This window comes from Pseudodesulfovibrio pelocollis, assembly GCF_030282845.1.
Taxonomy (GTDB): Bacteria; Desulfobacterota; Desulfovibrionia; order Desulfovibrionales; family Desulfovibrionaceae; genus Pseudodesulfovibrio; species Pseudodesulfovibrio pelocollis.
Genome location: NZ_JASTWE010000007.1, coordinates 16,761 through 41,262 on the forward strand (window position 1 = coordinate 16,761; position 24,502 = coordinate 41,262).

At 58.3% G+C, this 24,502-nt stretch carries 20 protein-coding genes; 2 read left to right on the plus strand and 18 right to left on the minus strand.

Annotation, left to right across the window (positions count from 1 at the left end):
• Window positions 1-4: 4 nt before the first annotated feature.
• The 5 genes from QQS14_RS04085 to dsrA all read right to left on the minus strand — a co-directional run bounded on the left by QQS14_RS04085 (window position 5) and on the right by dsrA (window position 6,639).
• On the minus strand, window positions 5-2,296 hold the full coding sequence (locus QQS14_RS04085; RefSeq protein ID WP_285905630.1) for an STT3 domain-containing protein: 2,292 nt from the start codon (window positions 2,294-2,296) through the stop codon (window positions 5-7).
• A 14-nt stretch (window positions 2,297-2,310) separates the two neighbouring features.
• Complete coding sequence (locus tag QQS14_RS04090; protein ID WP_285905631.1) at window positions 2,311-3,750, minus strand: cobyrinic acid a,c-diamide synthase CobB; 1,440 nt, start codon at window positions 3,748-3,750, stop codon at window positions 2,311-2,313.
• Window positions 3,751-3,841: 91 nt separating this feature from the next.
• Window positions 3,842-4,090: a dissimilatory sulfite reductase D family protein gene (locus tag QQS14_RS04095; protein ID WP_285905632.1), complete on the minus strand. Its 249-nt coding sequence runs from the start codon at window positions 4,088-4,090 to the stop codon at window positions 3,842-3,844.
• A gap of 65 nt (window positions 4,091-4,155) precedes the next feature.
• Window positions 4,156-5,301, minus strand: coding sequence for a dissimilatory-type sulfite reductase subunit beta (gene dsrB / locus QQS14_RS04100; RefSeq protein ID WP_285905633.1), 1,146 nt, complete (start codon window positions 5,299-5,301; stop codon window positions 4,156-4,158).
• Window positions 5,302-5,319: 18 nt separating this feature from the next.
• Window positions 5,320-6,639, minus strand: a complete 1,320-nt coding sequence (gene dsrA, locus QQS14_RS04105; RefSeq protein WP_285905634.1) for a dissimilatory-type sulfite reductase subunit alpha — start codon at window positions 6,637-6,639, stop codon at window positions 5,320-5,322.
• Between the two features lie 467 nt (window positions 6,640-7,106).
• Between dsrA and QQS14_RS04110 the strand changes: the two genes are divergently transcribed.
• Window positions 7,107-7,772, plus strand: a complete 666-nt coding sequence (locus tag QQS14_RS04110) for a YkgJ family cysteine cluster protein (RefSeq protein WP_285905635.1) — start codon at window positions 7,107-7,109, stop codon at window positions 7,770-7,772.
• Complete coding sequence (locus QQS14_RS04115) at window positions 7,772-8,029, plus strand: hypothetical protein (RefSeq protein WP_285905636.1); 258 nt, start codon at window positions 7,772-7,774, stop codon at window positions 8,027-8,029. The genes QQS14_RS04110 and QQS14_RS04115 overlap by 1 nt, the downstream gene beginning before the upstream one ends.
• Before the next feature lie 6 nt (window positions 8,030-8,035).
• Here QQS14_RS04115 and QQS14_RS04120 read toward each other — a convergent pair whose 3' ends face one another.
• The 13 genes from QQS14_RS04120 to rfbG form a co-directional block, all read right to left on the minus strand.
• On the minus strand, window positions 8,036-9,430 hold the full coding sequence (locus QQS14_RS04120; protein ID WP_285905637.1) for an MBOAT family O-acyltransferase: 1,395 nt from the start codon (window positions 9,428-9,430) through the stop codon (window positions 8,036-8,038).
• Window positions 9,427-10,482 (minus strand): SGNH/GDSL hydrolase family protein, encoded by a 1,056-nt coding sequence (locus tag QQS14_RS04125; RefSeq protein ID WP_285905638.1) that lies wholly within the window; start codon window positions 10,480-10,482, stop codon window positions 9,427-9,429. Before QQS14_RS04125 ends, QQS14_RS04120 begins: the two co-directional genes overlap by 4 nt.
• Window positions 10,470-12,485, minus strand: a complete 2,016-nt coding sequence (locus QQS14_RS04130) for a glycosyltransferase (protein WP_285905639.1) — start codon at window positions 12,483-12,485, stop codon at window positions 10,470-10,472. The genes QQS14_RS04125 and QQS14_RS04130 overlap by 13 nt, the downstream gene beginning before the upstream one ends.
• Window positions 12,482-14,359: an asparagine synthase (glutamine-hydrolyzing) gene (asnB, locus tag QQS14_RS04135; RefSeq protein ID WP_285905640.1), complete on the minus strand. Its 1,878-nt coding sequence runs from the start codon at window positions 14,357-14,359 to the stop codon at window positions 12,482-12,484. Before asnB ends, QQS14_RS04130 begins: the two co-directional genes overlap by 4 nt.
• Before the next feature lie 301 nt (window positions 14,360-14,660).
• Window positions 14,661-15,194, minus strand: coding sequence for a class I SAM-dependent methyltransferase (locus QQS14_RS04140; RefSeq protein ID WP_285905641.1), 534 nt, complete (start codon window positions 15,192-15,194; stop codon window positions 14,661-14,663).
• Window positions 15,195-15,393: 199 nt separating this feature from the next.
• Window positions 15,394-16,518, minus strand: a complete 1,125-nt coding sequence (locus QQS14_RS04145) for a glycosyltransferase family 4 protein (protein WP_285905642.1) — start codon at window positions 16,516-16,518, stop codon at window positions 15,394-15,396.
• Between the two features lie 5 nt (window positions 16,519-16,523).
• Window positions 16,524-17,522 (minus strand): radical SAM protein, encoded by a 999-nt coding sequence (locus QQS14_RS04150; protein WP_285905643.1) that lies wholly within the window; start codon window positions 17,520-17,522, stop codon window positions 16,524-16,526.
• A 9-nt stretch (window positions 17,523-17,531) separates the two neighbouring features.
• Complete coding sequence (locus QQS14_RS04155; protein ID WP_285905644.1) at window positions 17,532-18,443, minus strand: sulfotransferase domain-containing protein; 912 nt, start codon at window positions 18,441-18,443, stop codon at window positions 17,532-17,534.
• Entirely contained in the window at window positions 18,440-19,948 is a 1,509-nt protein-coding gene (locus QQS14_RS04160; RefSeq protein ID WP_285905645.1) for a capsular polysaccharide export protein, LipB/KpsS family, read from the minus strand. The genes QQS14_RS04155 and QQS14_RS04160 overlap by 4 nt, the downstream gene beginning before the upstream one ends.
• A gap of 4 nt (window positions 19,949-19,952) precedes the next feature.
• On the minus strand, window positions 19,953-21,641 hold the full coding sequence (locus QQS14_RS04165; RefSeq protein ID WP_285905646.1) for an ABC transporter ATP-binding protein: 1,689 nt from the start codon (window positions 21,639-21,641) through the stop codon (window positions 19,953-19,955).
• Complete coding sequence (locus QQS14_RS04170) at window positions 21,638-22,897, minus strand: class I SAM-dependent methyltransferase (protein WP_285905647.1); 1,260 nt, start codon at window positions 22,895-22,897, stop codon at window positions 21,638-21,640. The genes QQS14_RS04165 and QQS14_RS04170 overlap by 4 nt, the downstream gene beginning before the upstream one ends.
• Window positions 22,894-23,445, minus strand: a complete 552-nt coding sequence (locus QQS14_RS04175) for a dTDP-4-dehydrorhamnose 3,5-epimerase family protein (RefSeq protein ID WP_285905648.1) — start codon at window positions 23,443-23,445, stop codon at window positions 22,894-22,896. The genes QQS14_RS04170 and QQS14_RS04175 overlap by 4 nt, the downstream gene beginning before the upstream one ends.
• Window positions 23,445-24,497, minus strand: coding sequence for a CDP-glucose 4,6-dehydratase (rfbG, locus tag QQS14_RS04180; RefSeq protein WP_285905649.1), 1,053 nt, complete (start codon window positions 24,495-24,497; stop codon window positions 23,445-23,447). The genes QQS14_RS04175 and rfbG overlap by 1 nt, the downstream gene beginning before the upstream one ends.
• Between the last annotated feature and the right edge of the window lie 5 nt (window positions 24,498-24,502).

Here is a 24,502-nt window from a genome sequence, read left to right on the forward strand (position 1 = left end):
TCGGTTACTGGATCACTTCGTAAATCCGCACAAAGGGAAGCCCGTCAACGACAAGCCTGAAATAGGGGGCGATCGCCGGATCGCCAGGGTCACCGGTCATGAGCCGGGTCATGGTGGCCTGAAAGCCGACTGCGTCCAGAATCACGCTCTGCTTGGTGATCATGTTGATGACCAGATGCTGCGCCTTGGGCAGCAACTGCGGAGACAGGGCGTTCATGGGGTATGCCCGGCGGTTGATGCCGTCCTGATCCAGCACCGTGATGTCGCGCACCAGGCCGCCGCCGCCCTGGCGGTCCATGACTGCTCCGCGCTCGACGTTGAAGCCCAGCTCGCCGGGCTGGAAGTTGCTCGCAGTGGCCTCGCGGGTGACGCCGGTCTCAAGGTTCCAGTTGCCAAAATGGGTGATCCACTTGGCCAGGGTCAGGTCGTTCCAGGAGACCACGAAATACTGCGGGGGCACCGGGGGATATTCCTCTTGGCCCAGCTGCTCCTCAAGGGCGGCACCCAGCCGGTCCCGGGGGATGGCGTCCCAGACCGTGGCCGTATCCAGCCCGTAGGGAACGGGAATGGCCGGGTATTGAGCCGCGAAGCGCATCATCCGGCTGGCCCGCTCGGGCGACTGGCTGGCCATGGCAAAGCCCAAGGGAAAGAGGTCGCGCCCGGCGTGCTTGCCGCCGTCGGCCACGGTCCCCAGCAAGGCGTAATATTGTGTCGCATAGCCCCAGTCCCACCAGGTCCAGACCATGGCCTCGGGCTCGCTCTTGCGGCCCAGCTCGACCAGGGCTTCGGCGTGTGCGCGGCTGAGCACTGGCGTGAGGGGCAGTGTCGAATACTGCACCTGGCAGTAGACGAGCATGGCCGCGCCGAGCACGGCCTGCACCCCGAGGTCTATCCATTTTCCATGGCGCGACCGTTGCGTGGCAATGGTTGCCAGCCAGTACAGGCACACGCCGAGCATGACGCACAGGGCCGCCCCGCCGAACATGGAGAACCGGATGCCGAGCTTGACGCTGGCCAACTGCAAACCAATGAGCGGCAGCAGAAAGACGGCCGCAGGCCGCAGCGCCACCACCACCAGCGAGGCGGGCAGCGCCAGCCAGCCAAGCCAGGAGAAGAAGACCCCGCGCTCAAGTATCTCTGACAAGGGCTCAAGCCGGACCTCGATGATGCTCTGCAACACCGAGGGATACACCGGCCCCATGATCGCTGCCCCGCCTCCGGACTCGACGACTCCGGCCGCCCCGCTCACGTAGGACAGCAGCTTGAGCACGGTGTTCCCCACCGAGGCATTGATCATCTTGGTGGACAGGATCACGGCAATCAGGACGATGGCTGCGACCCACAGAGCATCGCGCCTGCGCTGCGCCCCCTGCGCCGTGGGCTTCCAGAAAAACACGAACCCCGCGGCCACGGCCGTGGAAAACAGGGTAATGGCCCAGTAATACGGCACTGCGGGCACGGAGATGAGAAGGCTTGAGAACGGCCAAAGCTGGAGCCTTCCGAAGGCACCGCCCGGGAACGATGCGATGGCGAAGATCACCAGCCCTTGCAGGGCCAGGGCGCGCAATCCGGGGCGGCAGTTGATCATCAGCACCGCGATGGTCATGAAATAATAGAGAATGACCATGTGCTGGATGTCTTCATGCCAGATGACGGCAAAGCGGCTGGCCAGCCCGAAGCCCAGCGCCAGCCAGAGGATTCGGGCGGCGTCAACGGACTCAGGCTCGTCAGCACCACCCAAAAACCAGCCGGGACGCATCAGCCTGCCCGCCCAGAACGCCAGCATCCAGGCCACCAGCATGGGCATGAGCAGGGTGAACAGGTCTGTGTCGAAATACCCGAGGCGCGTACGATAGAAGAACCCGGGGGTCAGGCCACCGATAAGCCCGGCCAGAACCCCTGCGTTGACGCCGCCGAGCAGCCAGCCCCACAGGAAACAGACCACCCCCACCAGCGATCCGAGCACGGCGGGCGTCCAGAACCCGATGTCGCCAAGGCCGATGCCCGCAAGCCCGTGAACCCAGGCGGCGAGTTCGGCCAGCGGGTAGCCGGCCAGTTGTCCGAGTCCCTTGGCCTTGGCCAGCCAGTAATAGGCGTCGTGGGTGGCCAGGATGCGCTCCCCCGCCACCCACAGCTCCGGGTGATCCCAGCGCCCGGCGAAGCTGATGCGAAAGAGCAGGCCCACCACGAAAATGGCGATGCCGTATACGCCGATGAGACGCCAATGGTCAGACCAGGAAGGCGCTGGGCCCACATGGTCCATGCCGTTTCGATACAATCTCACAAGACGCTGCACGATCACCTCGTGTTTCAATTCTGGCCGGTAGGCCCTGTGCCGGAGGAGCCTCGCCACCGGACTGCCGCGGCCACGAAGCGCGGTGCCCAGTCGGGCACGGCCAGGGCATGGATATGGGTATACCCTGCAAACGTGTTTTCATAAAGCAGGCCGTCGCGCCCGTCCCCGATGCCGCTCCCCCGACGCATGCGCATGGTGGCCGACAGGCTTGCCCCCCTGCCCGTCAGACACAGGGAGTAGTGAAATTCGTGTCCAAGGACCGTTTCCCCTGGTTGGAAGAATGGCGATGCATCCTCCACCACGGCTTCGGTGTACCCCAGCCCCTGTGGTCTTTCGCACAGGGTCGTGGCCGCCGGAAACACCCCGGCCATGGCGTGTCGGCCCACGCTGCCGTCCGCGCCCCGGCACTCCAGCTCGTCGCACAGGAGCATGAACCCGCCGCACTCGGCGTAGATGGGCATGCCTGCCCGGGACAGGGAACGGATGCGCTCAAGCACTGGCCGGTTGACCGCGATGCGCTGCGCGAACATCTCGGGAAACCCGCCCCCCAGATAGAGTCCGTCTATTTCTGGCCATGGCTCGCCGGAGAGAATGCTCAGGCGCACCAACTCGGCCCCGGCATGAGCCAGAGCTTCAAGGTTTTCGGGATAATAAAACCACAGGGCCTCGTCGTGGACATAGCCGATGCGCGCCGCCTTCGCCCTTGGCGAACCGTCGAAGAGGGGCGTGGTGGCCGGGTCCATCCGGGGTGCCCTGCGGGCCACGCCGAGAATGGCGTCGAGATCGAGCCACTGTTCGGCCGTGTCGGCCAGGGCGTCCAGAGCGGTCTGCCCGTCCTGCGCGCCGGTGCCGTACTCCTGGTCCGAAAGCAGTCCCATGTGCCGTTCGGGAATGGGGTTTTCGGCGATCTTGGGGAGCATGCCCAGCACCGGAATATCAGTGTATTCCTCTATGCTGCGCCGCAGCACCGCCCTGTGACGCTCGCCAGCCGTCCGGTTGAGGATGACCCCGGCGAGGTCGAGCCCCGGCTCGAAGGAGGCGCACCCCTGGACGATGGCGGCCACGGTCCTGGTCATCTTGGTGCAGTCGATGGTCAGCACCACGGGCGCGGCCAGCCTGCGCGCCAGCTCTGCCGTGGAGCAGGAGCCTTGGGCATCCTTGCCGTCAAACAACCCCCGGTTGCCCTCCACCAGACTAAGGTCCGCGCCCTGGGACCTGTGCCAGAACAGGGAGCGCAGGACCTCGTCACCATGAAAGAACGGGTCGAGATTGGAACAGTCCCGCCCGGCCGCGATTGCCAGCCAGCGGGCGTCGATGTAGTCAGGCCCCTTCTTGAAAGGAGCCACCGCAAGCCCACGGCGGCAGAAAGCGCGAACCAGGGCCAGCGAGACGATGGTCTTGCCGGTTCCGCCGGAAAGCCCGGCCAGGACGAGTCGTGGTATCAAGTGCTGCACGTGGCCGCCGTTTCGGCTGACGTTAAACCAAGAAAAGCCTTGCCCGCCTTAGGTGACGGGCAAGGCCTTGTTGACGGGAGTGGGCCGGAGTCTAGTCTTCGCCCTCGGAATGGGCCTGCTTGCCAGCGCCGGTCAGGCCGTACATGGTGGTGGAACCGGAGGACCAGAACACCATCTTTTCTTCCTGGACCAACTGGGTCAGCAGCTTCTTGACGTCACGGGTTTTCTCGTCGGGGAACAGCTTGGTGAAGTCGTTGAAGTAGAACTTCGACTTGCTTGCGGATTTTTCTTCACAAAATTTGATGATTTCAGCCTTTGCGGATTCGGGATCGAGTGCCATGACGGACTCCTTTGGTTTAAAAAGCCAGGGCACGGCACACTCGCCGTACCCCGGCATTTCTTATTCTACCACTTGAACTGGGTGGTCTGACGCCAGGTGTAGTAGGCGGGATCGCGGAAGTCGTCGATGAGGTGAGCGGAGAACTCCAGCTCGCACTTCTCGAAGAAACGCTCCCAGCCGATACGGTTGGCCCAGTCGCCCAGACGCTCGTACTTGTGGGCATCGGCCGCGTAGGTGTCGAGGATCTTCTTGATCACCTTGGTCATGGTCGGCCAGCGGGGCGGCTCGTTGGGGATGTAGGGCACCACGACCTTGGAGAAGGCCGGCTTGGTGACACGGTTGGAGATCTTGCCACCAACCATCAGGGCGATGCCGTCGCCTTCGCCATCGGACAGCGGCAGCGAGGGGCACATGGTGTAGCAGTTGCCGCAGAACATGCAGCGCTCTTCCTTGATGGCCACGGTCTTGTAGGTCTTGCCGTTGAGCTCGACCTTGGACGGACGCACCGCGCCGGTGGGGCAGGCGGCCACGGCCAGCGGGATTTCGCACAGGTTGTCCAGGTACTCGTGGTCAATGAGGGGCGGTTTGCGGTGGATGCCCAGGATGGCGATGTCGGAGCAGTGCACCGCGCCGCACATGTTCAGGCAGCAGGCCATGGAGATGCGGACCGGAGCCGGCAGCTTCATGTTGGCGAAGTCGTCGAAGACGGCGTCCATGGTGGCCTTGACGGTACCGGAAGCATCGGTGGCCGGGGTGTGGCAGTGGACCCAACCCTGGGTGTGCACGATGTTGGTGACACCGGCACCGGTGCCGCCCACCGGGAACTTCATGGAACCGCCGGGGAACTTCTGGCTGTTGAGGAACGCCTTCAGGTCCAGGGCAGCCTTCTTGTCCTCGACGATGAACTCGATGTTGTTACGGGTGGTGAAGCGCAGGAAGCCGCCGGCGAACTTGTCGGCGATCTCGCAGATTTCACGCACGTGGGTGACGGAGATCAGGCGGGCGGAACCGCAACGGACGGTGTAGGCCTTGTCGCCGGAAAGACCGGTGTGGCACAGGACGCCCGGCTCAAGGATCTCGTGGTAGTCCCACTTGCCGAAGTTTTTCGCGATGACCGGGGGCAGGAATTCACCGAAGTGACGGGGCCCGATGTCGGAAATCCGATTCTCCATCGGTTTGTCGGGATTGTATCCGGAAGAAATGAAAGCCATTTTGTTTTCCTCCAATGGTTAGCGCTGGTGGCGTTTACGGAATTCGGCGAGATCGCGGTCCCAGCCACCTTCGACATCTTCAGCCTTCCAGAAGATGTAGGGGTTGTGACGGGGCTCCTGAACGTGGCGGGGATCGGCCGCGATGCCAGCGGCATCAGCCAAGGCGGCGAAGCCGAGGCGCTTCATGGTCTCACCGATGCGCTCACGGTTCTTGCCTTCTTCCATCCACCAGTCCCAGACGCTTTCAACAACGTCCTTGATCGCCTGGTAGTCGTCGTCCTTGTTGACCTCGATGAAGGGCACCAGCAGGGAGCCCATCTGGGGACCGTCAAGGATCGGGGCCTTGGCGCCGCAGAAGATGGACACGCCGCGCTCGTCACCGATCCTGAGGGCCTGAGGCATGGTGTTGATGCAGTGCATGCAACGGACGCATTCCTTATGGTCCATGACCAGCTTGCCGCCCTCGTAGCTGATGCACTTGGACGGGCACAGGTCCACGACTTCCTTCTGGATGTCGAACTTGCCCCAGTCGCGACCGGCGTGGGCGCCGGCGTTGGGGGCGATCTCACCACCGACGTAGGCGGCAACGGCTTCCTGATTGATCTTGATGGGACCCTTGAAGGTGCCGAGGAAACCGAGGTCGGAACGGGCGATGGCGGCCACGCAGCCATTGGGGCAGCCGTCAAACTTGAACTTGAACTTGTAGGGGAAGGCCGGGCGGTGCAGCTCGTCCTGGTATTCCTGGGTCAGGTTGTAGCACAGCTCCTGGGCGTCGTAGCATGCGTACTGGCAGCGGGACATGCCCATGCAGGAGGCGGGGGTACGCAGGTTGGAGCCGGAACCGCCGAGGTCGACGTTCATGTTGTGGGTCAGTTCCCAGAAGATCTCTTCCAACTGCGGGGTGGACGTGCCGAGCAGCACGATGTCGCCGGTGGCGCCGTGCATGTTGGTCAGACCGGAACCGCGCAGGTCCCAGATGTCCATGATGCCGCGCAGGAACTCGGTGCTGTACCACATGCCCATGGGCTGGGCCACGCGCACGGTGTGGAAGTGAGCCACGCCCGGGAACATCTGGGGCTGGTCACAGTAACGGCCGATAACGCCGCCGCCATACCCGAAAACGCCGACGATGCCGCCGTGCTTCCAGTGGGTCTCACCGTCCGTGTAGGACATCTCGAGAACGCCGAGCAGATCTTCCGGGCAGTCTACGGCCACCTGGTATTGAACGCCCTTTTCGTTCTTAGCGCGAGATGCGGCCTCCTGTTTGATGTCGGATACGAAGCTGGGCCACGGGCCGCTTTCCAGCTGATCCAACAGAGGAGTTTTGTGTTTCGCCATTCCCTTAACCTCCATTGTTTGATTAAGATGTTGCCATCAACCATTGTAATCCGGGCCATCTTTCGAACGTAACGATCAACCAGAGCCCGGATGCCTTTGCTACTTTGCGCGAAAAGCACAGAATACGGCACATGCGCCGTTATTCACAAGATATGTAGGGATGACAATGTACTGGACGCACCGGTTTATTGTCAACCGGTAATTCCCCAAAACATCTTGCCAATCCTCATTCGGCGGGCTTGGCGCCCGCCCCGGAACAGAACCCCTTCCCGGAGGTGGCAATCGGGTTGCCAACCTTCTTGAGCGATACCCCAAAAGCAAGGCAGGAGCAACACAAAGTTCAGTCCTGACTTTTGCGAATGATGCCTCATGGCTCTCCTCTTGCGCAAATCGCTCTGGAGTTGTAATCGACCCCGGACAAGACAACGCCGACACGCCAGCGGCCCAAAACTCACGGACCAGACGCCATGAATTCACACGATACCTGCAAGCGCTGCGGCGACTGCTGTCGCAGCGGCGGCCCCGCCCTGCACAGGCAGGACCTGCCCCTGATCCAGGACGGCACCATCCCCCTGGCAGACATCGTTACCCTGCGGGCGGGCGAGCGCGCCTACGACCAGCCCTCCCAAAGCCTCAAGCCCCTGGACAGCGAGATCCTCAAACTCAAGGGTCGCGATGCCACCTGGACCTGTATCTATTACAGCCCCGAGGGCCGCGCCTGCGGCATGTACGACTCAAGGCCCATCGAGTGCGAGCTGCTTTTCTGCCGCGACACCGCAGCCATCACCGCCATGTACGACAAGGAGCGGCTGGCCCGGGCCGATCTGCTCCCGGCCGGTCATCCCCTGCTCGAACTCGTGGCCGAGCACGACGCCAAGTGCGCCCCCCAGGCCCTGGAAGAGGCCGTCAAGGCGGCCCGCCGGGGCGACGCCGAGGCCGGTGCCGCCCTCAAGGAGATGGTGGTCTTTGACCAGGAAATGCGCCGACTGGTGGCCGAACGCAGCGCCATGTCCCGCGACATCACGGAATTTCTTTTCGGCAGGCCGCTTCGGACACTGCTGCGCACCATGAACGTCAACGTCTACGAAGTGGGCGGCTCCATCCGCTTCGACTTCGGCACGGGAGAGAAGTGATGAAAGACGAACGCGGGCACTACTACACGCCGTCTCTCCAGAACCCCGAGGTGCGCATGTACGTGCGCGACAACAACGGGGTGATCGAGTTCCGGCTCTACAACCCCACCGAGCCCATCATCTGGGAAAAACACCAATGGGTCCCCTACGGCGCCATCCTCCAGGCCGCCGAGATGTTCAAGGCCCGAGGCACCGGAAGAAATCCCCTGGCCCTCTATGATCTGGAGATCGCGAAGAAGCTGTTGAGCGACGCGTAGGGGATGTCAAAACTGAAAATAAATGAACGGGTTGAAGCCGGTGGGGCGGAAGACAACTGAAAGCCACAGCAGGCTGAACAGGATTGTCGGTGAAAACCACCGCGCCCGCTCAGGGAGGAGAACCCTCTCCCACCCCCCAGCGGCCTTCATGGCGTGCACAACGGCCATTCCCGCAAGCATGAACGGAACCATGGGGTGATACCAGGCCACACCCTGCACCGGAGCGAACATCTGGCGGAACATCAGTGCCGCGTGTTCAAAGCTCTCCGACCGGAACAACACCCAGCCCTGAACAACGAAGAACATCGTCGCCGCCCAACCCAGAAGCCCGGCCCCTGGCACTCGGCGATCTCCGACGAAGGCCGCGCCCACGCGATTGAGGGCAAGCGCCAGCCCATGCAGCGCCCCCCAGGCCACGAATGTCCAGGCAGCTCCGTGCCACAACCCGCAGAGTATCATCGCGGTCATCCCGTTCACAAAGGTCCGCCACCCCCCGCCCCGGCTGCCCCCGAGGGGAATGTAGATGTAGTCCCTGACCCAGGTGGACAGGGATATGTGCCACCGGTGCCAGAATTCGCGAGGGCTTTTGGCCAGATAGGGGAAGTTGAAGTTCTCGCCCAGCGAGTAACCCATGATGCAGGCCACGCCGATGGCCATATCCGAATACCCAGAAAAATCGAAGTAGATCTGCATGCTGTACGCCAGCGCGCCGAGCCAAGTGGTGGTGCTGTCGTACGCCCCGGCATTGGCAAACACATGGTCGGAGAACATGGCCAAGCGATCTGCCACAAATACCTTCTTGAACAGGCCGTAGGTGAAGAGCTGGAAACCCTGGTAGAAGTTCGCGGCAGTCAGCGGCTGGCGATGGGCCAGTTGTGGCAGGAAATGCGCGGCCCTGACGATGGGACCAGCCACCAATTGGGGGAAGAATGCCACGAACAGGGCAAAATCGAAGAAGTCCTCATGCGCGTCCATCTTCCTGCGATACACGTCGATGGTGTAACTCAGGGTCTGGAACGTGTAGAATGAAATTCCCACCGGAAGGAGTATGTCTAGGCTTCCGGCATGCAGCCCCACTGCCTCGACGATTGGCTTGGCCGAGTCTATGAAGAAATTGAAATATTTGAAAAATCCGAGCAACCCGAGATTGACGCACAGACTGACGATGAGCAACGCCCTGCGCCGCCGGGCGCGTTGTTCATCCTTGAGCCCAAGACCGACACAATAATCCACCACAGTGGAGAGCAGTATCAAAGAGAGAAACCGCCAATCCCAGTAGGCGTAGAAATAATAGCTGGCCGCCAGAAGCCAGAGCTTCCCGGCCCTGTTTGTCCTCGCGCCCCAGAGGCCCGCAAGGACTACGGCAAAAAAAATGAAGAATTCGATCTGAGAGAAAATCACCGCGCCTGCCCCCGGAAGTATTCAAGCAGGGCCTCGGCGATCATCCTTTGCCCGTCGGCGTTCAGATGGCCGCTCCCGGGCGGGGAGTTGAAAAAGCCACGCGGAAACCTGCCGGTCTGCTCGTAAAACGCATTGAACTGCGGTGTCATGTCGATGAACCCGGCACCTGATTCTTCGCAAATGGCCCGGAACCGCTCCACATCCGGGACCGGCCCGGTCTCAAGAACGACCCTGCCGTCCCTGATAACAGGCGAGTCCGGCGGGCAATACACAAACGCAAGACCTACTCGTGACTGCTGCTGCATTTGGGAAACCAGATAGCGCCAAGCCTGCTCCAGATCACAATCGGTCGACACCGTACCGGGCTGTGCCAAGGCCTGTGTCGCTGTTGAGGGCGCAAAACGGAATTTATGTCTGCGCAATCCGTCATAAAGAGAGTACACTGGCTCCAGATGCAAGGCCCGAATCCAAGGACCGATCACTCTGCCCGCCCAAGTCGGCCCAACCTCGGTTGCCTGGTCGAATCTCAGCGGATCACAAAGGAATCTGGCGTGCTTCCCGGAGTCCTTCATCGGCGTGACATCATCAAGCCCGCTGAGCAACACGACATTGGCTCGCACATTGGCAACCACGTGCTGATAGTGCGGCATGGCAAAATAGTAGTCGGCCACGCTCCTGCCGCCTCGCCCCCAACTGATGCCATACATGGGGTTGCCGCCGGAAATGCGGTTGAAGACGAATGTCGTCTTCTCCCTGTCCGGAACCTGTAGCGCCTCGACCATGGAGTCGCCCCACAGAATGAACTTCGGCGTGGGGGATTCGGCCAGTACGTCTTCTCCGGCGGTCAGCCCGTATTTGCCGACACGGGTATCGCCCCAGCCCTCTGAGCGCCAGCGTATCGAATGGCCGGAGAGTCGAGTGTACATTTGAATGGCATCGTTCCACTCCACCGGAGTCGCACTGTTATGAAAGACAGCGCAGACAAGAAGGATGAAGGCAAACGATGCGACCCATCCCCCCACCCAGGGCAAAAAATGTCTCAGGCGCGACATACCACCCTCTCCAAGACCTTCTCCGTGGCATCGACCATGGCATCGACCGAAAAATGCTGTTCAACCCGCTCCCGGGCATCTGCCACTTCGCCCCGCCGAATCCTGCCCGCCATGATCAAAATCCCCTCGGCCAGCGCTTCGGGTTCCCCGGGCGGCACGACCACTCCGGTGTCGCCCACGATCAGGGCGGCGTCGCCCACATCCGTTGTCACGCAGGGAACCCCGCAGGCCATGGCTTCACCCAGTGCGTTGGGAAAACCCTCGCCAGAAGACGACAGGCAACAGATGTCAAAGGCATTGCAGACCCTCTCCGCGTCGGCCCTGAATCCGGCCCAGACGAGTCGGCCGTCAAGCCCCAGCGAGGCCGCAAGGATGCGCAGTTCTCCCTCCAACGGGCCTGCGCCGACGCAGACAAAGCGCAGGGCCTCATCCTTCTGGGCGGCCAGGGATGCGGCCTTGAGAAAGGTGGGGATGTCCTTCATGGGATCGAGCCGGGCCATCACCCCGACCAGCAAATGCTCCGGGCCAACACCCCACTCCTGCCGCACGGCCAGCCGGGCGTCCCTGTCCGGGTGAAACCGCTTGGTGTCGATGCCGTTGGGAACCACGGTCATGGTGCCCGCCGGAAACCCGCGCCCCAAGGCGTGTTCCAGCCCGGCGTGGGAGTTGATGATGACCGCATCCGGCAAGGGAGAAAGGCGCGCCTCCAGCCAATGGGCGAAGCGGGCCACCCGGCCGTAGGGGGCCATGTCCATATTCGACGCCCGCACCGCCCAGACCACCCTGGCCGGACGCAACAGCGGCCCAAGAAGAGCCGAGAGAATGTTCGGGGTGCCCAGAAACGAATAGACCACGTCCGGGCCAAAACCGCGCACCGCGCGCACCAGCCGGACGAGGAACCCACCAAAGTCCCAACGGCCTGCCTTGCCAAGCTGGACGCATTCCACGCCCGCAAGGTCGCGCTCCAAGACTCCGCCCGAATACTGCAGGGCCACCGCCACCCGATGCCCACGCACGGCCAGCGCGTTGGCCAGGACCACCAACTGCCGCTCGGCCCCGCCCGCGTCAAGGGAGGGGGCGAGGAAGAGAATCCGCAACCTTTCCGTACTTCCCGAATCCAGGCACAGGCCTTGGTCGAAGAGATGCGCCGCGTCATGGCCGTTGCGCTCGTGGACAAGAACCAGCCTCGTCCCCTGTCGCCGGAGGACGAAGAGGCCTTCGCCGTCCCGGTATTTCGGGTTGTTCTGGGAGATGACCATATGGCCGCCCTCGATCAATCCGCGCCCCAGGTTGGCCACTGCCCGCCGGATGTTCCACTCGCCGAAATACTCAACATTCAGGATATTCGCGCACTTGATCAACGCCACCGGTGCATCGGGCCGGTCGTGGAACATGTCGAACCCCTGGATGGCGCGGATGCCGAACTCCCGACGCAGCAACGGATTCACGGTCTCAATGGGGGTGTATCCTGCGCGGCTCCGCGGCTTGCCGTCCCCGAGACAGAGGTAGAAGCAAAGGATCTTGACGCCAAGCAATGCGCCGTCGGCAGAGAGAAAGACCCGGCCCAGGGGAATCTTTTTTTCAAAGAACCGGGGAAACCGGTCCGTGAGCACCACCCTGTCGAACACCCCTTCCCTGCGCAGCAAGCCCAGGGCCGAGATGCCGTCGGACACGCCGATCTCCAGGACCGAAGGCGCCTCATGCTCCCCAGCCAGTCGTTCCAGCTCGACGTCGGCCAGCGTGGTCCGATCGGGCGCAGTGGTCTTGTAGGTGTCCCCCACGTTGATGTGAGACATGCCTAAGGAGTAGAGTCGGCCACCCTCCTCCGACCCCACGGACAGGGACAGGGCGTTCTCCAGGATGGCTGGGGAAAACCGCAGGCGCAGGAAGCGGAAGAACAGGACTCTGGCCCAGTCCCGGGTACTGATCCAGTCCAGCAGCCGGACACGGTCGATGCACAACCCGCTCTCGCGCAGGAGGTGACGCCATCGCGACCGCCTCATGGCTTCCACTCCGCAAGCCAGGCCTGGAACATGAGAACTTCCCAGAGGGACGATTTCCAGTTCTGCTCACCAGCCAGATATTCCCGCCACATCCTTTCCACCAGCCCTGCATCAAGGTAGCCCTGTCGACGAATGACGGCCGGGTCCAGCAGATCATCACACCATTGGCGCAACTCGCCATGCAGCCACTGCTCAATGGGAACCCCAAAACCCATCTTGGGGCGCTCCACCAGCTCCCGAGGAACATGACGGTAAAGCACCTGCCTGAGCAGCCACTTTCCCTTGCCTCCACGGACCTTGAGAGCATGGGGTAGCCGGGCGGCGAACTCCACCACGCGGTGATCCAGTAGCGGCACTCGCGCCTCCAGAGACACAGCCATGCTGGCGCGATCCACCTTGGTCAGAATGTCGTCCGGCAGGTAGCACAGCAGATCATAAAGACTCATCCAGCTCCAGTGGTCGCCGGTGGGCGGCAGCTCTGCCAGGAAGTGATCCGGCTCCCGCTCCAAGCCCAGCACGATCTCGTTACGCTTGAACATGGACGTGAAATATCGGTACAGGGACGGAAAGTCCTCCATTCCCACGGCGTCCAAACGCCAGCGCACCTTTTGCCCCTTGGAGCCGAGCAGATCAAACAATCGATTCGGGACCGCCCTGCCTGCCGCCACCAAGACCTTGCGGACCGGAGCCGGAATCCGATGCACGGCGTTCCAGACCCCGGTTGTCCAGAAGTAGCGGTCATAGCCGGAAAAAAGCTCGTCCCCACCATCGCCGGACAGGGAGACCGTCACATGTTCCCTGGTCATCCTGCTCAGGATGTAGGTGGGAATCTGCGAGGAATCGGCAAAAGGCTCATCCCAGAACCGTGGCATGGCAGGAATCACGTCCAGCATGTCCCGGGGGGTCACATAAAGCTCGGTGTGGTCCGTGCCCAGATGACGCGCCACGGCCTTGGCATGCCCGGCCTCGTTGTAGCCCTTTTCATGAAAGCCGATGGAATAGGTACGCACCGGCCGGTCGGATGCCCTTTGCATCAAGGCCACCACAGTGGACGAATCAATGCCGCCCGACAAGAATGCGCCGAGGGGCACGTCGGAAAGCATACGCAGGGAGACCGCGTCGGACAGAAGCTCTTCCAGCCGTTCCGTGGCCTCATGGTCGCCCATTTCAAGCGGCTCGGCGCTCCCCTTTCGCCACAGACTGCCCGTGTCCCACCAGCGGACCAGTTTCAACCCGGTGTCGCCGATGATCACCAGCTGCCCCGGTTCAAGCTTCCAGGCATCTTCGTAAATGGAAAACGGTGCGGGTACGAAATTGTGTCGAAAATAGAGGGACAAGGCCCCCCGATCAATAGTGGATGAGAATCCGGGACAAGCCCTGAGCGCCTTGAGTTCAGAGCCGAAAACCCAGCCCTTGTCCAGCCTGCCGTAATACAAGGGCTTGATGCCCATGCGGTCACGGACAAGAAACAGCTTTCGATCCCTCCTGTCCCACAAAGCCATGGCGAACATGCCCACGAAGCGCTTCAGGGCCGACTCCAGCCCCCAGGCGGACACTGCCGCGAGAATGGTTTCCGTGTCAGAGGTTGACCGAAAGGGGTACTCCGGGAGTTCCCGGCGCAACGCCATGTGGTTGTAAACCTCGCCGTTGTAGGCGATAACGTACCGACCGCAGGCGGAATGCATGGGCTGGTGGCCCAGGGGCGAAAGATCGAGAATGGACAGCCGCCGGTGACCGAGACCGATCCCCGCCTCCGGGTCCACCCACACCCCGGAGTCGTCAGGTCCCCGATGGGCCAGGGCGTCAGTCATGACGCGCAGGGTCGATTCATCCGGCGATTGCACCGAAGAATATAGACCGATTATCCCGCACATTGCCTAGCTATTTCCCTTCGTAAAAAAAAACTCATTGCATGCAATGCCACCGCCACTGGTCTTCAACCAATGCAAAACGAACCCACGGGATTTACAAAATTCAAAAACCTGTTCAGGTTTCGCGACCTCGAATGGATAGCCACCTACCCAGTCCTTGGCATCAGTCCATATGGACATGCCTCGTTGTTGCCTCCGATTAATCAGGTATTTGATCGGATTCCGCAGACGCAAAACTTGGATGACCAAGGAACGTCCTTCATAAAATGCCACAGTCAACGCGCTGAGGACAAACTGAATCCACTTAGGCGATTTCACATATGTTTTTTTTTACAACTCTCCACAACTCTGAATAACCGCCCTGATCGTTATAAATTGCGAGAAACAGTTTCCCGCCGCTAGCCACCCTTGCCACTGCATTTTCCATTGCGCTCCACATGTCACCAGTATGGTGGAGAACTCCCCAGCAATAAACGACATCAAATTTCCCCAAACCGTCCATGGCTGTAGCGTCCAACACTGATGCCTGACAGATTTGCCAAGAGTCATCTTCGGGATAAAAACGCTGTTTTAATTGACGGGCGCATCCGACCGATTTGGGATCAAAGTCAAAAGAAACAACCGAGGCCCCTAGTTTTTTTGCCGCCAAGGAAAAAAGCCCGCTGCCGCACCCAATATCCAAAAAATTACTGCCAGAAAGTCCCTCGGGGAACCTCGCGAGAAGCGATCCTGTTGCTTCAACAATCTGCTCTTCGGATATTTTCGACAAAAATTTCGACCAGTTAGAGCCGAAATCGAACCGCTCCTCCAGAGGAACCTCTCGTATCTCTCTGTTCATATGCACTCACTTTTCAAGGAATTGAGACACCAACCACTTCTTAAAGCACGTTTCTCATATCTGCCTCCAAAGCCCAACACCATAAAACTCAGGTATTCTAGAATATTATGATTTTGGTCAGGCCCTCGATGGGCCAGGGCGTCAGTCATGACGCGCAGGGTCGATTCATCCGGCGATTGTTTCCGGGAGCATATGCCAACTATTCCGCACATTGTTTCAATCTCTTCCCGGGATTGGTCGCCACGGCTTCAATTAGGCATGCTTCCCACTGATCCATTACCCGCTCCACGGAAAACCGCTCAACCACCTCGCCAGCCTGCAGCCCAAGACGGATTCGCAAGGGCTGGTCCGCCATGAGCCGCCCCAAGGTCTCGGTCAATGCCTTAACATCTCCCGGCGGGACCAGAAGGCCGTTGCGCCCATCGTCTATCAGATCAGCCGGACCGCCCGGGCAGTCGGTGGCGACACAGGCCATGCCGCTGGCCATAGCCTCGCAAAGGGCATTGGGAAATCCCTCGAACCGCGAGGGAAAGGCAAAAATGTCCCCTTGAGCCAAGTCGACATGTGGGGTGGGCGTTACCCCGGCAAACACCACCCGGTGCGCCAGACCCAGACTCGTCGCAAGCTCCCGCAACTCTTCCCTTCTTGGCCCATCGCCAAAGATCACCAACTTCCATTCGGGGAACTCCCTGGCTGTTTTGGCAAAGGCCCGTAGCAGGATGTCGAACCCCTTCTGTTCATGCAGACGCCCCATGCCCACAATGGCGGGACCGGAAAACCGCACCGTGGGCTCTTTGCCGCCCGAGGGTATCGCCGCGTTGGGGATAACCTTCACCCGGGCCGTTTCAAGCCAGCCGTACTCGCGGCCAATGCTCGCGGTCTGCACCACCAGCGCGGCGGCACGGCCATAGGTTATGCGGCGCAGCCACGCCCATGGCCTGCCCACAGGATGCATTGGATGAACCCGCTCTGAGACTATCACCGGGTACCGACCGCCAACGGCCAACAAAGTCAGCACATTGGTCTGTTCCATAAAACTCACCACCACGTCCGGAGCCTCAGTCAGTATTGCAGAACGCAACACCCTACGGCGCCTGACATTGGTCAACAGCCCTCCAACAACTGACAAGGATGGACCGCTCAGCTTCAAATGGCGAACAACCACTCCCGCCGGTAGCGGGTAGTACGGCATTTCGTCACCGTGATCAAAAGTGAGGACCGAAACGGCCACCCCACGGGAGTCCAATCCGGCTGCCAGCCACGCCAGAACTGATTCCGCGCCACCCATGCCGAGAGAGGAGATGACCAAAACGGCTCGCTTCATGCCAATTATTCGCCCGCCGTCTTCTGTCCGGCCGGTTCCCTGAAGGGCATCTTTTGCGGTCCTTTTTTGCCGGAATGAAAAAGAATCTTTGCTATGTAGTCCTTATACACAGGCAGCCGGGTATTCCAAAAGGTCTCACCGTTACACAGTCCGCAGCTGGGAAAATTGTTTTTGTCCTTAGCAAGAAGCCTTCGCACCCGAGCCAAATCACTCCTCCCCACCATGGCATTCAGATCGATATGGTCGATATGAGCCATAACCAAATCATTTCCGACGTCATTACAACACGGCACCATCTCTCCGTCGCTGTTAAAATAAATCCCGGAGTAGGGAGCATGACACACTCCCGCAACGGATATACCAGAGGGGTTGAGGGTGAAGTTCTCGCGCTTGATTTTGATAATCACGTTTTCTGTGGGGATGTTGTGCTCACTGGCAAAGGTGTCATACATATCCGGAACCTTCCCAGCTTCCACGAGAAACTGTGGATATGTGTGGCATTTCCCTGCCGCGAGAACATCAAGATTGCGCAACACCACTTCATAGTCGCCGCCAACCCTGTACTCTGCGTATTCTGAAGGGACCAGCGTGTCCACAGCGCAAATCACATGCAGATTGTCCCAACGGGCCATGGTTTCGGCAATAGATTGCTTGTAGTTCAGGTTGGCGGCAATCCAAACAGGGTGAGGGTGAATTTTCTCTATCAGCTTGTCCAACTCAGGATGCAATGCAGGCTCGCCCCACATGCTCAGTATATATCCATCTGCCACAGGCCTCGTCACTTCGACGATCCGATCGAATATCCTGCCCGGCATAAATCGATTCTGCCGTTTGGTTTTTCCGGTGCCGGTTGGGCATAATGGACATTTCAGGTTGCAGACGGAAGACACCTCAATGGTCACCTTGCATTTTTGACCGGCCTCTAGCGTGCCGTCGTTTTTCAAAATTGACCACACGATTCTAAGATCGTTAGCAACCAGTAACGCCTTATTCCCTAAGGACATATCTTACCCCTAAAACCACACGCCGGACAATTCTCTGCCAAGCAGGTTTTCCAGTTTTCGGACGCCTGGTGACAGACGATCTTCGAGTCGCGACCTGAGGTCGCCCGCTATCGCGGGAATGGGCCTCTTGTCTCTGCCACTACTGTTCCATGTCTCTAGTGCGTTCTTGCATTTGTTGCGCACCGATTCCGTAAATATGAATTTTGCCCAATTCAGGAAATACTTCCTATAATAAACATTTACAAACCTCTGCAAAAAAAGACTTCGCACCAAATAGCTTCTATTATATGCAACTCCTTCAGGTTTGTATGAATCATCAATGCCAAGAAACAGACACAAGTCAGAAAACAAAGGCAGCCCGTCGCTAAAAAATTCCTCGAAAATGTAAACCTTCATACGTTCTGGGTCGAACAAATCGTAATACCGCTTCAACTGCTCATAATATTGAGCCCTCAACGCATGCTGGAAATGCCAACGTTGCGGATTCCATTCCATTTCTTTGAATGATTCGAGCAGAGCGACTTCCGCCTCTCGGTGCTCGATTCCGTCCCGGTAACGATGCCCCCAATGGGAGTACATGACATCGACAGGGTTGCGCAGCACCATGATCAACTTGACGGAATCACCCAACATGTCATGAATCCGCCGAGCACTGTCCGGGTCCATGAGGTATACCACCGAGGCTTCTCCTGCCACCTCACCAGGTTGCGCATCACGAAACATGTTTAGATATTGCTCTTGGTCGTGATAGCCACACAGTTCGCTCGTTGAAAAAAAGCTCGGCTCCTTCTCATCCGGCATGAAGACACCTGGATGTGCCTTGAGATAATGGAATAACGACGTCGAGCCGGACTTGGCCGCTCCTGCAATGATGAAGTCCGGCCACCTCTCGCTGGTTGCCCTGTTGCCCAAAGCGGTCATCCGCCACCTCGCCCGGCCCTGCTTTGAGGCTCATTTTCCACCAGCCAGCAACCCCATCGGTCCGCGATCTCCTTGACTATCTCCGCATATCTTTCAGCCTGTGAAACGCGCGCATTCATGTCCCTGTAGTTGACTCCAATATCATACGAACAAGCATAATGAGCCCTGAATGCAGCCCGCCGCTCGTTGGCATCGGGAGCGAACCCCATGATGTAACCATTAAGTTTAACGATGAAATCATCGTCACGCAAATCTGCCTTGAGCACGCCAGGCAGAAAATTATAGAAACAATTCCCAAGGGCAATGCTTGGCTTGTTCATCAGGTAGGCCTCCCATCCAGCCGTCCCGGTGACGGTGATCGTTGCCTCTGCGCTGGCAATGAGATCAAATGTACTGACGTAGGGACTAACGACGTCCACATTGTACAACTTCTTCAAGTTCTTGTAAAAACCCAATGGCCGCCTTCCTACCATTGAAGTGTGGTCCTTCACAAACAAGCGAATGGACGACGGCAATCGCTTGGAAAGATCAGCAATGAATCCTTCGTGGTGCGAATAATCCCTGCCGTAGTACATGTCCGTCACTTCGGGCTGGCGGTGGAGCGGCAGATAAACATATCTCTGCGACAGATCAGGGGAGCGGAGGAGATAATCACTATATCTGACCATAGACATCCGGACGGCTTTAGCTGGCCATGCCATGACGGACTCAACCACAGAGTCCAGCCTGCCTGACTCTCTGTCGTACTCGTTATTCTCCCACAAAACGTACGAACGGTAAAGCGATTTGTAGCCGTAGAAGAGTAAATCCATGATGCTGCGCTTAAGAGATCGAGTGTTCTTGACTGCATAATTAGGTCTGTTTGGACTATCGATAAAGGCGTCATACATCCTATCAGCCTCCTCAACATCATCCTGAGACATCTTGGATTCCCCTTGCATCAGCTCTGCAAAGGTTTCCGGCATCCCGAGTTGTCTTGCACGGGAATCTCGGCCGTAAATCCGGTTGCCGACATGCCGGGCCGTGGTCAGGCTCAAGGATGGAATCTGCCTATACAGTGCCGCATCGGCCAAGACCTGCCACTGGTAGGTCTCCCGCCCCGCAAGAATGAAGCTAATATCGTTTTCCTCAAGAATGGTTTCCACCAGCCACAGATGCAGGAGCTGGAAGGTGCGTGCCTTTCGGTAATCATGGATATGGGAGAAGTCTCGGTCATATGAAACCAGCATTGCATTGTCCCTGATTCCGAGCCGATTCTCTACCGCCTCTTGCTCCCGGTCCAGATCCTCCATGGACAGGGCATCAACGCGAAACTTGTTCTCAAAATAATGTTGAGGCGTCGAATAAAACGGCCCTATCTCCCGCTTATGATCCTCGGAGATGCCCAAATTGTCTTCAATGTACTGCCAGGAGACCAAGCAGACTACCGGGACCCCGAAAGCCCGCTTCAAAGCCCTCGCCATGGCAATCTGCTGCGTTTCATGGATGCAGCACAATATACTCATTGCATCACCCTTCCCGCCCACCCATTCGAACAACCACGTCAGCCACGTCAATCACCGCCTCTTGGTGGGAAACCGCCAAGACCGCCATATTATTTTTCATGGCTGAAACGCTGGCCCATATTTCTTTTTCCGTTTTCACATCCAGCCCGGTTGTCGCTTCATCCAAGATGAGCAACCTGGGTCTGGCTACCATGGCGCGGGCTATCATCAGCCGCTGCTTTTGTCCGCCAGACAGGGAGCGCCCATGTTCGCCGACAAGAGAATCGAGCCCGCCAGACAGGAGTTCTACGAAGCCGCGGGCTCCGGCCGCTTCAAGGGCAGTCCAGATGTCCTCGTCGGAACACTCGCGTCCCAAGGAGATATTCAAGCGAATCGAGTCGTTAAACAAAAAGACCTCTTGCGGCACGTAACCGATCTGCTCCCGCCATGCTCCAATGTCCGCGCCCGCCAAATCCACGCCGTCGACGAGCACGGCTCCCTTGCTAGGGGATAACAGGCCAGTAATCATGTCGCCCACAGTCGTTTTGCCCGCACCAGAGGGGCCACTCAATGCGGTGATCTCTCCCACTCTTACCATCATGCTGAAGGAATCGAGCACCTGCTTTTCCCCATAGCACAGAGAGACGTCACGCATTTCGACGGCACGCTCAAGAACGACCCGCCCATTGCCCGACCGGTTTTCTCTATGCATGGAAATATCTTCAATTTTGCCGATAAGCGACATCAGGCTGCCTTCAAGTGTTCCATAATTCTGCAACGAATGCTGGAAGCTGGACAGCCGAGACAGAATTCTATGGAAGAAGAAAGCCATTGGCAGTATAAGTGCCGCGTCCATTTTCATGACCGCATAGGCTCCATACAAACCAACGGCCATGATGACCGTGATCACTGGCTCCTGAACAGAATGCATAAGCCCCATACCCACAGCCCGCTTTCTCGCAGCCTCCTCGCACAAATTGGCCTGTCCCTTGATGTGCTTGACGAAGTGTTGTTCGACGTTCATCACCTTGAGTGGCTTTGCCCCTGCAAGAGAATCTGTCAGGAGGGTATTCATCGCGTTGAGCGCCGCAGCCTGCCTTACTCCCGCCAACCTTACCATTTGAACCATTGCGCGGAATGCGAACATCAGCAACCCGCCGAATAGCAAACCAGCGACAAGCAACTGCCAGGAAATAAACAGCCCGACGAGCAAATAGACTGCGGCCTGCACCAGATATGATGTTGCCAAAGCCAATATTCGCAATGCATTCCCGGCGTGGGTGCACTCAGTCGACAAGGCATAGGTCAACCTGCCTGAAGGCTGTTCCACGAAGAAGCTCCAGTCCGCGCGGAGCAAACAGTCAAGGAGCCTGACCCGCAAACGGGTCGAGACCTCTGCCTCGACGTAGCCCACCTGTCTTTGGGCGAGCAGGGTCAGCACCGCTTTGGCCAGCATCGCCATAGTGATCACGATCAGCACGTTTGGCAACGTAGGATTGACACCCACCCCCATGAAAAGATCCTCTATCTTGGACAACAGAGGGTCGGGTGTATCCTGGTCGCTTATCATGATTGCAATTAGCGGCACGACGCTGATTGCACCGACAGACTCAACGAGCCCGGCAAGCAAAAGCAACAATATCATTGCCGTTGAATGATATCTGTACTCGCTGAATATGAAATGGCATGTCCGCCAGAAATTCATTCGCTTCATGGATGCCGAGACCTTCCTACCTGGTGTTCGCCATCCACCAAAAGCCGGGGAATGGCGGTCACGAACCTTCCTCCCCACTCCCTGATGTAACTGTGCTGGGATACGACCTCATCCTTAATGTTCCACGGAAGGATCAATACATAATCAGGCTTTTGCCTATAAAGCTCTGTCGGTGCCAACACGGGGATGCGACTACCTGGCATGAAAAGACCCTGCTTGTGTGGGGAAGCGTCTACGCAATACTCGATCAACTCGACTCCCACGCCACAATAATTGAGGAGCGTATTGCCCTTTGCTGCTGCCCCATAGGCAGCAACCCGCTTGCCATTCACCCGCTTGGCCTCAAGAAAACTGAGAAGGTTGTCCCTGATTATATCGGCCTTGGCTTGGATGGCTGTGTAGTAATGAAGCGTCGTCATACCAGCGCATTTTTCCTTGACCAGCAATGCGCCGATACGCGGAGAAATGCCCTTTGAATCGTTTGCATCATGGCGGACGAAAACACGTAGAGATCCCCCATGAGTCGGAAGTTCTTCCACGTCGAAAACGCACAATCCCTGTTCGGAAAAAATTCGCTGCACCGTTCTCAGTGACAGATATGAAAAATGTTCATGGTAGATCGTGTCAAACTGACAATCATCAACAAGGCGCATAAGATGTGGAAATTCCAGCGTAGCAACGCCGTTGTCGTCAAGAAGAAGGGAGATGCCCCGCACGAAATCGTTAATATTCGGCACGTGGGCTAGCACATTGTTGCCGACAATCAGGGCCGCTCTACCGCGTTCCCGCGCCAATCTTGCCGCCAGTTCCTCGCTAAAAAACTCGGTTACTGATTCGATCCCCTTTTCCCAAGCGGCCATCGCCGTTGCCGAAGAGGGCTCTATGCCATAGCACGGGATGTCACGCTCCTTCATGTACTGAAGCAGATACCCATCATTCGATGCAATCTCGACCACCACGGACGATCCACCTAGACCGAACCTATCCACTACCATTTCGGTATAACGACGCGCATGATCCAGCCAGGACGAAGAATAGGAGGAGTAGTAGACATATCCATGGTTGAAGATTTCTGACGCATTCTTGTGTTCATCCACCTGCACGAGGAAGCACTCGGAACACGTAAGAACTTTTAACGGATAAACCTCTTCAGGCGCAGACAATTGGTCCTTGTCCAAAAACGAATTAGAGAGAGGCTGGTGGCCCAGATCGATAAAGACGTGTGTCAGCGGTTTGTTGCAGTGCCGGCAATTCATAATTTTATTCCAACATACCCTTGCGCAATGAGAGGGTGTTTCAAATCTCTTTCGGAAACATAGGACGGTGGAAATGGCCACTGGATGCCGACAGCTGGGTCGTCAAAGCGTATTCCCCCTTCGCATTCCGGCGCGTAAGGCTCTGTGTGCATATACAAAAGCTGTGTGTCGTCTTCGAGAGTTTGAAAGCCATGGGCAAAACCTTCGGGGACAAGCAACGCCTTGCCGGAGTCGGCCGTAAGCACCTCACCGCACCAGCACAGATAAGTCTCTGACTCCTCACGCAAATCCACCATGACATCAAACACGGAGCCTCGGAGACATCGAATTATCTTTGCTTCTGCATGGGGAGGATGCTGGTAGTGCATCCCACGAACCGCTCCTTTGCGTCGGGTCATCGAAATATTCGCCTGGGATATGGTTTTCCCTAAACCGACGGATTCAAGCTCCTCTGCGCAATAGATTCTGGCGAACCACCCACGATCGTCAGCAAAATTGGCACCTTCGAGCCTATATGCCCCAGCAAGTGGCAAGGGATCGAAACGCATCACATCTCCTCGAAGCGGCGTATCTGCCGCTCAGTCAACGCTCGCAGACTCTTGGGGTCGTTTTGGCAAGCCTTGTACCACTCCACAGTCCAATCAAGGGCGACCTCTATACCGGTTTTCGACACCCAACCGAGCTCACGCCTCGCCTTGTGGCAATCAAGCCGCAGCAAAACCGCTTCACATGGATGGTCTTCTTGATCGATCACATATGCAGCGTCGTCTCCCCAGCGTTTGACCACCCCGAGAACAACTTGACCGACGTCAAAGGCATCACCTTCGCCCGGACCAAAATTCCATCCTCCCGAGAACTCGGCTTTGCCCTCCAACAGAGCCGCAGCAAGTGAGAGATACCCCGAAAGAGGCTCCAAAACGAACTGCCACGGCCGCACGGCTTTAGGGGAACGAATATGCACTGCCTTTCCGGCGAAGAAAGCCCGAACCATGTCGGGCACCAATCTATCTTCTCCGAAATCGCCGCCGCCTATGACGTTACCGGCCCGAACCGAAGCCATGAGCGGTCCGTCACCGAAAAACGACTTCCGCCACGAATGGGCAACCAACTCTGCGCATCCTTTGCTTGCAGAATACGGATCGTCCCCTCCCATGGGATCGGTTTCGCGAAACGGCTTGCCGGAATTCATGTTTGTGTAGCATTTGTCACTGGTGACGTTGATGACAGCCCGCACAGACGGGGTCTGTCGAATGGATTCAAGCACATTGACCGTCCCGATAACATTGGTCGTCATGGTTTTCACCGGCTCGCAATACGAACGGCGCACAAACGGCTGGGCAGCCATGTGCACCACAAGGTCGGGGGCGAAACCCTGCATGGCGCGGCACAAAGCTTCGCCGTCACGAATATCGCCGCGTTCGCCGATCACGCTTCCATCAAGGCCGATAAGCCCGAACATATCGGGAACCGAAGGCGGCTCAAGCGAAAAACCGAAGACCTTCGCACCGAGCATGGACAGCCACAAGGACAGCCAACTCCCCTTGAAGCCTGTGTGTCCGGTCATGAATACCCGCCTGCCTTCGAACGCGTCAGAAAACATACAGA